Raw genomic sequence first — 9,527 nt, forward strand, 5'->3', positions numbered from 1 at the left:
TGCTGGAGCGGTTCGACCTGGTCGAGCCCCCCCCCCCCCCGGGGGCCCCACCGCGTCACCCCCTGCCGGAGCCGGTGGCCTGGGAGCACCGCGCGACCTCATGGGTGTCCCGGCGCCGGCTCGGAGCCGGGCAGCCGCCGCCGCCCGGCGAGGAGGCCGAACCCCGCGACCGTCCGGTCACCACCCCGTTCCCGGTCCACGACCGGCAGCCGCTGGACGACGAGGCGGTGAAGGAGGCCCTGCCGGGGCGGCACCGGTGCGTCGCTGTGACCACGTCGATCCTGGACCGCGCCTACGACGTCGAGGGCTGACGCCCGTCAGCAGGTGGTGTCGCGCGCCGGCGCGGCGCCGAGCAGGTAAGCGTCGGCGGCGGCACGCGTGCAGTCGTTGGCGTGGTAGACCCCGTGGCCCGGCCCGTCGAACGTGACCAGCCGCGAGCCCTTGGCCTGCCGCTGCACGTTGCGCGCCCACGCGTACGGCGTGGCCACGTCGTAGCGGCTGGTCAGCAGGAGCAGCGGCGGCGCGTCGAGGCGGTGCGGCGGGTTGCTCGGCCGATCGGTGTAGCCGATGCACGTCGCGGCTTCCTGGTGGCCGATGACCGTGCCGCGCAACGTGGGCGCGGCCCGCAGCTCGGCCCGGCGCAGCGCCCGGTACTCGTCGAAGTCCCGGAACCGCAACGCGAAGTCCTGGCACACCACGGCGTAGCGCAGCGAGTCGTAGTTCGGTTCGAAGTCGAGCACCCGCGCGCCGCCGCCGACGTCGGCGATGAGCGACGCCAGGCTCTCGTACGCACCGCCGCGCAGCTCCGAGTACGCCCAGTGGATCAGGTCGTCCCGACCGAGCCCGATCCCGTCCGCGGCGGCGAGGGCCCGCTCCCAGGCCGCGCGGACGTCCCGGCCGTGCAGGGCGCACGCGGTGTCCTGCGCGCACCACGCGGTGAACGCGTCGAACGCCTCCTCCACGGCCCGCGCCCGGTCCAGCACGAACCGGCGCAGGTCGACGCTGTGGTCGATCACGCCGTCCAGCACCATGGCGCGCACCCGCGGGCCGAACCGCTCCGCGTACTGCTGTCCGAGCAGCGTGCCGTAGGAGATGCCGTAGAAGCTGATGCGCCGCTCGCCCAGCGCCCGGCGCACCGCGTCCAGGTCGCGGGCCGAGCGCGCCGTGTCGACGTGGTCGAACACCGGGTGGCGGGCGCGGCAGTCGTCCCGCACCGCGACGTTGTGCCGGGCCAGCGCGGCGAACGCGGCCTCGTCCGCCGGGTCGTCGCCGGGGTTGCGCGCCATCAGGTCCGCCGAGCAGCGGATCGCCGAGCTGTTGTTGGTGCCCAACTGGTCGAAGCCGACGACGTCGTAGCGGGCCCGCACCTCGGCGCTCAGGTACGGCGCGCGGGCGAACTCCGCGCCGGAGCCGCCGGGACCGCCCGCGTCGACGACCACCACGCCGATCCGGCGCGCCGGGTCGCCGGCGCGGACCCGCGACACCGCCAGGTCGACGCGCGGGCCGCGCGGGTCCGCCCAGTCCAGCGGCACGGAGACCGTGCCGCACTCGGCCGCGGGCTGGTCGGGGCACGGCTGCCAGGCGATCGTGGCCGCCTCGGCCGGCGGCGCGACCACCAGCAGGCTCGCGGCCACCGCGGTGACGAGCAACGTCCGCATGGACTCCCCCAACCGTGCGCGAAGGATGCAGTCTTGCGAGGCGGCCGCGCCCGGCGCAAGCCCCTGATGATCGCGCACCACAATGCACATATCTCGCTTGGGCACCGCCGACGCGATCCTGGTCGTGGACGAGACCGGTGACGTGAAGAAGGGCGTGCACACCGTCGGTGTGCAAAGGCAGTACACCGGGACCGCGGGCCGGATCGAGAACGCCCAGGTCGGGGTGCGCCCGACAGGCCCACTACCGGCGACGATCCGGTCAAGGCCGGTGGAAATCGCGCTCCATTACCCGAGTACCGACATTACATTGCCTCGGTGAACCGATCGGAGATCTTCGACATCGCGCACCTGCGCCATCCCATCGCGGCACCGGTCGCGCCCGACCGGGTGCGCGAGTTGGTCGGGTGGTTGAGCCCCGCCGTCGGCTCCCGCGCGGTCGACCTCGGCTGCGGTGAGGGCGAGTGGCTGCAACAGGTGCTGCTGGACCATCCCGCGACGACAGGCGTCGGGATCGACCACATGCTGCCGGCCTCGGCCGCCCGGCGCGCCGGCGAACGCGGGCTGACGGACCGGGTGCGGTGGATCGAGGCCGACGCCGCCACCTGGAACGACGGGATCTTCGACGTGGTGCTCTGCGTCGGCGCCCGGCACGCCTTCGGCGGGTTGGAGGACATGCTGGTCGCCGTCCGGCAGCACCTGCGCCCCGGCGGTCAGGCGCTGATCGGCGAGATGATCTGGGAAGGGACCCCGTCCGCGGCAGCGCTCGCCGCGCTCGGACTCCCGGCCGACTCCGTCCCCGACCTCGCCGGCCTGGTGCAGGCTTTCCACCGGCACGGCCTCGAGCCGTCCTTCGGGCATGTCAGCACACTGACCGAATGGGACGACTACGAGTTCAGCTGGACCGGCTCGCTCGTCGACTGGGCCGTGCGGTCGGCCCCGACCGTCGAGGACCGCGACCAGGCGCTCACCGCCGCCCGCGAGCACCGTGACACCTGGCTCGGCGGCTTGCGGCGTGAGCTCGGGTTCGCCACCTTCGTCTTGCACGATGTCGCGCCCGGGCCGGTCTGAGGGCCGATCAGCCACTGATCACGAATCACGGCTGGAGCACCAATCGACGATCGCGAGCGCCGCCCTGCCGGCCGGCGCTGTGTGGCGGTGGCGTCGTCCGGGACGGTCCACGTGTTCGACAACCACGTCTGTCGCGCGGGTCTCACGCCTGCGCGGAGGTGTCGGCCAGGCCCTTCCGGGCGCGGTCCTGCTCGTCGTGGTCGCCGGTCTCGGTGGCGATCCGCAGCGCGCCGGCGTGCGCGTCGCGGGCCTCCCCGATCCGCCCGGCCGCGCGCAGCGCCTCGGCCACGCCGTTGAGGGCGCTCGCCTCCCCGTAGCGGTGGCCGATGTCCCGGAACGTGTCCAGGGCCGACGCGTAGCACCCGTGGGCCTGCGCCCAGTCGCCCAGCCGGAGGTGCACGTTGCCCAGGTTGCACATGGTCACCGCCACGCCGTAGCGGTGGTTGAGGCGCTGGAACAGCTCCCGGGCGCGGTCGAGGTGGCGGGCCGCGTCGGGGTAGCGCCGCAGCGACGCGCACACGTCGCCGAGGTTGGACAACGCGCTGGCCTGGCCGACGGTGTCGTCCAGGCGGGCGAACAGGTCCAGCGCGCTCTCCATGTGCTCCGCGGCGAGCCGGTGGTGACCGGGGCGGTTGTAGACGTTGCCGAGGTTGAGCAGCACCGCCGCCTCCCCGTACTCGTAACCCAACCGCCGGTGCACGGCCAGCGCTTCCCGCTGCCGGGCCGCGGCCGCCTCGTACTCCCCCAGCCGCTCCTCCACGATCCCGAGGTTCGACAACGCCCGCGCCATGCCGTACCCGTCGCCGGTGCGCCGGTGCAGCTCGACCGCCTCGTGCAGGTGCCCGGCCGCGTCGCCGTAGTCGCCGAGGAGCCGGCGCAGGGCGCCGAGGTTGGTCAGCGACGCGGCGATCAGGGCGTCGTCGCCGGACCGCCGGGCGGCGCGCAACGCGCTCTCGTGGATGCCCGACGCGTCCGCGTAGTGCCCGCTCTCCAGGTGGCGGAACAGGGTGCGGGACAGGTCCACGGCGTAGCGCGGCCGTCCGTCGCGCTCGGCGAAGCGGCACAGGGCGACGAGCGTGGGCCGTTCCGCGTTGAGCCAGGCACGCGCGTCGTCGGCGGTGGTGAACGGCGGCGGCTGCGTCGGCGGCGGGTCGATGACGGGCCGGTACGGGCGGTCGACCGGGTAGAGCAGGTCCATCGCCGCCGACGCGGTGGCGAGGTGGTGCGCCAGCAGGCGTTCCACGGCGGCGGACCGCTCCGCCGCCGGGTCGTGCTCGACCGCCAACTCCTCGGCGTAGGCGCGCAGCAGGTCGTGCACGGCGAACCGGCCGCCGCGCGCGGGCTGCACCAGGTGGTTGCGCGCCAGCACGTCCAGGGCCAGGCGGGCGTCGTCGGGGTCCGTCCCGGTGAGCGCGGCGAGCGCGTACGGCTCGACGTCCGGGCCGGGGTGCGTGCCCAGCCGCCGGAACGCCCGCGCGACCTCCGGCCGCAACTGCAGGTAGGACCACGAGAAGACGGTCCGCACGGCGGCCCGGGCGTCGTCGCCGACGTCCAGCACGCGCAGCCGCCGGCGGCGGTCGGCCAGCTCGTCGGTCAGCTCCGCCAGCGTGGTCCCCGGCCGGGACGCGGCCAGCTCGGCGGCGACGCGCAGCACGAGCGGCAGCCGGCCGCACTGCTCGACCAGGGCCGCGGCGGCCGCGGGTTCCCGCCCCACCCGGTCGCCGACCAGCGCGCGCAGCAGCGCCAGGGAGTCCGTCGCGGGCAGCGGGGCCAGGTCGAGCCGGTGCGCGCCGTGCAGCGCGACGAGCCCCGCCAGGCTGTTGCGGCTGGTGACCACGACCAGGCACCCCGGCGTGCCCGGCAGCAGCGGGCGCACCTGGTCGACCGACGAGGCGTTGTCGAGCACGACCAGCACGCGCCGGTCGGCGAGCTCGGCGCGGTACCGGGCGGCCCGGCGGTCGGCGTCGAGCGGGACGTCGGGGCCCGTGACGCCGAGCCCGTCGAGCAGCCGGCCCAACGCGTCGGCCGGCGTGAGCGGCGACCGCGGGTCGTAGCCGCGCAGGTCGACGTAGAGCTGCCCGTGCGGGTAGTCCCACCGGGCGCGGTGCGCCCAGTGCAGCGCGAGCGCCGTCTTGCCCACGCCCGCCGTGCCGCACACGACCACGATCGGCACCCCGGTCCGCCCGGACGCCGGCACCCGGTCCAGTTCGGCCAGTTCCGCCCCGCGACCGGTGAACGCGACCACGTCGCCGGGCAGCTGGTTCACGGCGGGCGGCGCGGGCGGAGGTGGGGCCGCGTGGTCGACGGGCGTCTCGTCCAGCGCGTCGAGGTAGGCGGCGGTCAGCTCCGGTCCCGGCCCCACGCCGAGTTCCTCGGTGAGCCGGCGGCGCACCGCGTCGTAGGTGGCGAACGCCCGGTCGCGCTGCCCGGCCGCGGTGTACGCCCGCACCAGCAACGCGTGCGCCGACTCGTCCAGCTGGTGGTCGGCGACGTCCTCCACGAGCAGCGGCAGCACGTCGCGGGCCGCGCCGGTCGCGATCATGACCTCGGCGTACCGGGCGAGCGCGGCGCGGTGCTCGCCCGCCAACGTCACCACGGCCGGGTGGCCGGCGAGCACCGGCACGTCCGCCAGCGGCGGTCCGTGCCACAGCCGCAGGGCCCGGCCGAGCAGGTCCGCGGCGTGCCGCGGCTCGTCGCCGCGCAGCACGGCGTCGGCGCGGGCCACCAGCGAGCGGAACCGGACCACGTCCACCCCGTCGCGGGGCAGGCTCAACGCGTACCCGTCGCCGACGGTGGGCAGGGTCGCGCTCGGCGAACGGGCGCCGCGGCCGGGTTCGAGCTGCCGGCGCAGGTGCTTGACGTGGGTGTGGATCACGTTGGTGGCGCTGGGCGGCGGCCGTTCGCCCCACAGGGCGTCGACCAGCTCGGCGCGGGTGACCGGTTTGCCGTCGGCGAGGGTGAGCAGGCCGAACACGGCCTTGCGACCGGCCGGGCCGAGCGCCACCGCCGTGCCGTCGCGCCAGGCCCCGAGGGGACCGAGCACCCGCACGGCCAGCACCCACGACCCCCATCACGCCGATCACCGCGGCGGGACGGCCCCGCCGTCCCATGCTGGCACGGGGTCCGGGGCCGTTCCACCGCCCATCCAGACGATTCGCCCGGCGGCTCAAGGGGTGTTGACGTGATCGCTGTCGTGGGCGACGGGGTCGCCGGGGCGCACGGGCCACGCCTCCAGGCCGGGCGCGGCCAGGACCTCCTCGACCAGGGCGGCGGAACCGCCCACGAACGTGCAGTGCAGGTCGATCTCCGAGGCGACGCACCAGGCGCGGTCGGCCGGCCAGAACAGGTTCGGCGTCTGGTGCGCCCCGCCGTCGTGGGGCAGCCACCACCCGGGTCCGGCGGCGGCCGCCAGCGGGCCGGTGAACAGCAGGTGGTCGCGGCCGGGCAGGCGGACCCGCGGCCCGCGACGGGGGGTCGCCGGGTAGAGCCGGCCGTAGCCCTCCCAGAGGCAGAACCGGCACCGGTCGGCCGCGTCGGTGTGCCGGGCGAGCACCGCGCACAGCTCGCGGAACGCGTCCGCGGGCAGGGCGCCGGTCTCCGGTTCCCGGCCGGGCCAGGCGGTCCCGCCGCCGGCCGGGCGGGCGACGGCGGCGAACTGCGCCAACGGGTGCACGCGGCGGCCGGTCCGGGCGGCGACCTCCGCCCAGCGCGCGAACCGGCCGTCCGGCGCGACCGCGGGGTGCAGGACCCGGGCGTAGGCGGGGAAGCCGTCCGGCACGACCGCGGCCACCGCGGACCCGAACCGGCGCAACCGCGGCCGCACCCAGTCGGCCTCCCACACCTCGCCGGAGGGCTCGATGCGGTCGTTCGACGCCATGCGCACTCCGATCCGGTGGTGTCCAGAACCCGTCCAGTGGGCGTCCAGACACGGCGGCCACGGTGGGTCGTGCCCACTCGTTCCCCCGTCGAGGGAGGTACCGCCGCACGATGTCGATCAGACGTCCCCGACCAAGGTATGCCACCTCCCTCGTCCTGGCGGCCGTGGCACGGCCGGCACGCCGCGCCACAGGCCCGGGCCAAGTCCCGACCCACCGCGCAGCGCACCGCGTCACGGGCCGGCCGCCCACCGCCCGGCGCACCGCCTCATGGGCTTCCCGTCCACCGCCCGGCGCACCGCGTCACGGGCTTCCCGTCCACCGGCCGGCACGCCGCGTCACGGGCATGTGGTCCACCGGCCGGCACGCCGCCCGGCTTCCCGTCGACCGCCCGGACACCTCCGGTCACGGGCGCGCGACAAGCCCTTCCCACATCGTGAGCCTCCTTGGCCGGACCGGGACGCGAATGCCAGCATCGATCTCGTGCCCCACGTTCCCGCGCCCCGCCCGCGCCGCCACGTCGACCACCGTCGGCAGGTGAGCGCGCGCTGCGCGTCGGCCGCCTGATCAGTCCACATCGGACCGCCGGCGGCCTCGCGCCGGGGAAGGGGGATGACGCGCGAAATCCACGCCCGTCCTTCGGTGCCGACCTGTTCGCCCACATCCACGAAATCGACCCCCGACGACCGGCGCGACAACCCCGTGGTCGTCGCACTGGGGAAACCCCCGACTTCGCACGTCTGATCTCGCACGCCCGGAGGAAGGACTCATGGCCGCAATGCTGGAAGGATCGGTTCCCCGGACCGAGCGCACCGCCGGGGCCGGCCGATGACGGCCACGCTGTCGGGCGACACCCTGCGCCGGGCGTTCCGCCGCCACCCGGCGGGCGTGGTGGTGATCACCGCCGACGACGGGCGCGACCCGGCCGGGTTCACCGCGACGTCCCTGACCTCCGTGTGCGCCGAGCCGCCGCTGATCTCGTTCGGCGTGTCCACCGGTTCTTCGAGCTGGCCGCACGTGCGCGACGCGCGCAGCATCGTCGTGAACTTCCTGGGCGCGCACCAGGAGGAGGTGGCGCGGCGCTTCGCCACCAGCGGCATCGACCGGTTCGCCGCGCCGACGCGGTGGAGCCGCCTCGACGGCGGCGAGCCCGTCCTCGACGGCACGGCGGGCTGGCTGCGGGCCGAGGTCCGCACGCTCATCCCGGCGGGCGACCACCACCTCGTGCTCGCCCTGGTCACCGCGGGCGACCTGCGCGAGGGCACCGCTCCCCTGCTCTACCACGACGGCCGCTACCGGACCATCCGCGACGACGTGCCGCGACCGTGACGTCCGCGTCCACATCGGACCGGGCCGAACCCCGGACGGGGACCGCGCCACCTCCTCCATTGTGCTGAAACGCCGAAACGAGACGCCGGGTCCCCGGACCGCCCAGCCGGCCGGCGGGATAGCCCGAACAGCGCAGCCCCCGCGGCCGGCGGACCCCCGTCGCGGGGGCGGGCACGCCGGCCGTCGAACGGGTCGATCGCGCAGTTCAGCGCGGGCGGGAGCGACGGGGTGAGGGCGGGGGCGGAGCCCGCCGGCGGCCGGGAGCCGCACCGGCGAACGGCGGCATGCGACGGACCGTGACCGGGGCGCGGCGCGTCTCGATTGCCTTGCCAAGGGAAACGTTCCGGCACACACTCCTGAACGTTTCAGTGCCGGACACCGACGTCGGGCGCGAGGGCGGCTCCTGCCTGCGGTGGCGCGGGCGGAGCGCCCGTCGGGGCTCAAGGGGTGTGGCGTCGTGCGAGGCACTGGCGGCCGCCGGGCTCGTGCGGGCGGCGGCCGGCGCACCACGCCCACCTCCCGGAAGGTCCGGTCAGATGACACGAAAGCACACGCTCGCCGGCGCGGTCGCCGCGCTGGCGCTGGTCGCCGCCACGGTGTTCGCGGTCGGCACGGCGCAGGCCGACAGCGGCGTGAAGGTCATGCCGCTCGGCGACTCGATCACCGACGGCTTCAACGTGCCCGGCGGCTACCGCATCGACCTGTGGCAGAAGCTCGTCGCGGGCGGCCGGACGGTCGACTTCGTCGGGTCCATGGCCAACGGCCCGAGCAGCCTCGGCGACCGCAACCACGAGGGCCACTCGGGCTGGACCATCGCCCAGGTCCACAACAACGTCACGACCTGGCTGAACACCTACACCCCGCGCACCATCCTGCTGCACATCGGCACGAACGACATGTACGGCAACGACCCGGCCGGCGCGCCGCAACGGCTGTCGAACCTGGTCGACCGGATCACCACCCTCGCGCCGAACGCGGACCTGTTCGTCGCCACGATCACGCCGCTGTCGTCGTTCGACTCGGCCGTCCGGTCGTTCAACGCGACGATCCCCGCGATGGTGCAGAGCAAGGTCAACGCGGGCAAGCGCGTGCACCTGGTGGACATGTACCGGGCGCTGACGACGTCCGACCTCGCCGACGGCGTGCACCCCAACGCGGGCGGCTACTCGAAGATGGCCACCGCCTGGTACAACGCGCTGCTGTCCGTGCCCGGCAGCGTCGGCGATCCCGGGACCACGACCACCACCACGACCACGACGACGACCACCACCACGACCACTCAGCCCGGCGGCGCGGCCTGCTCCGCGACGTACCGCGTGGTGAACAGCTGGGGCGGCGGCTACCAGGCCGAGGTGAAGGTCGCGAACACCGGCACCGCCGCGGTCAACGGCTGGACGGTCCGGATGACCCTGCCGTCGGGCCACACCGTCAGCAACCTCTGGGGCGGCGTGAACACCGGCACGAGCGGGGCGGTGGCGGTCCGCAACGCCCCGTACAACGGCTCGCTGGGCGGCGGGGGGGGCACGACGGTCGGGGTGGTGGGCTAACGCGCCCACGCCCCCCCGCCGGGCGGGGTGTGGTGCACCCGCCCGGTCTC

General features: G+C 75.4%; 6 protein-coding genes and 2 pseudogenes. 5 read left to right on the forward strand and 3 right to left on the reverse strand.

Annotated features, from left to right (window positions below; all coding sequences use genetic code 11):
- A pseudogene (locus ACFXGA_RS38210) lies at positions 1-311 on the forward strand (hypothetical protein); the annotation flags it as partial.
- A 6-nt stretch (positions 312-317) separates the two neighbouring features.
- Here ACFXGA_RS38210 and ACFXGA_RS38215 read toward each other — a convergent pair.
- Positions 318-1,658 (reverse strand): alpha/beta hydrolase, encoded by a 1,341-nt coding sequence (locus ACFXGA_RS38215; protein WP_378097432.1) that lies wholly within the window; start codon positions 1,656-1,658, stop codon positions 318-320.
- Between the two features lie 103 nt (positions 1,659-1,761).
- Between ACFXGA_RS38215 and ACFXGA_RS38220 the strand changes: the two are divergent.
- Both ACFXGA_RS38220 and ACFXGA_RS38225 read left to right on the forward strand, forming a co-directional pair.
- Positions 1,762-1,977, forward strand: a pseudogene (locus tag ACFXGA_RS38220) (transposase); the annotation flags it as partial.
- Entirely contained in the window at positions 1,974-2,726 is a 753-nt protein-coding gene (locus tag ACFXGA_RS38225; RefSeq protein ID WP_378097435.1) for a class I SAM-dependent methyltransferase, read from the forward strand. The pseudogene ACFXGA_RS38220 and the gene ACFXGA_RS38225, both read left to right, overlap by 4 nt.
- A gap of 142 nt (positions 2,727-2,868) precedes the next feature.
- Here ACFXGA_RS38225 and ACFXGA_RS38230 read toward each other — a convergent pair whose 3' ends face one another.
- Both ACFXGA_RS38230 and ACFXGA_RS38235 read right to left on the reverse strand, forming a co-directional pair.
- The gene (locus ACFXGA_RS38230; RefSeq protein ID WP_378097437.1) at positions 2,869-5,784 is read right to left on the reverse strand and encodes a tetratricopeptide repeat protein; all 2,916 of its coding nucleotides are present in this window, start codon (positions 5,782-5,784) and stop codon (positions 2,869-2,871) included.
- A gap of 108 nt (positions 5,785-5,892) precedes the next feature.
- A complete protein-coding gene (locus ACFXGA_RS38235; protein ID WP_378097440.1) occupies positions 5,893-6,603 on the reverse strand; it encodes a hypothetical protein in 711 nt (236 codons plus the stop codon).
- 826 nt (positions 6,604-7,429) lie between these two features.
- Here ACFXGA_RS38235 and ACFXGA_RS38240 point away from each other — a divergent pair.
- Positions 7,430-7,930, forward strand: a complete 501-nt coding sequence (locus ACFXGA_RS38240; protein ID WP_378097443.1) for a flavin reductase family protein — start codon at positions 7,430-7,432, stop codon at positions 7,928-7,930.
- 536 nt (positions 7,931-8,466) lie between these two features.
- Complete coding sequence (locus ACFXGA_RS38245) at positions 8,467-9,477, forward strand: GDSL-type esterase/lipase family protein (protein ID WP_378097445.1); 1,011 nt, start codon at positions 8,467-8,469, stop codon at positions 9,475-9,477.
- Positions 9,478-9,527 lie beyond the last annotated feature (50 nt).

It is taken from the genome of Actinosynnema sp. NPDC059335, from assembly GCF_042752395.1.
GTDB lineage: Bacteria > Actinomycetota > Actinomycetes > Mycobacteriales > Pseudonocardiaceae > Actinosynnema.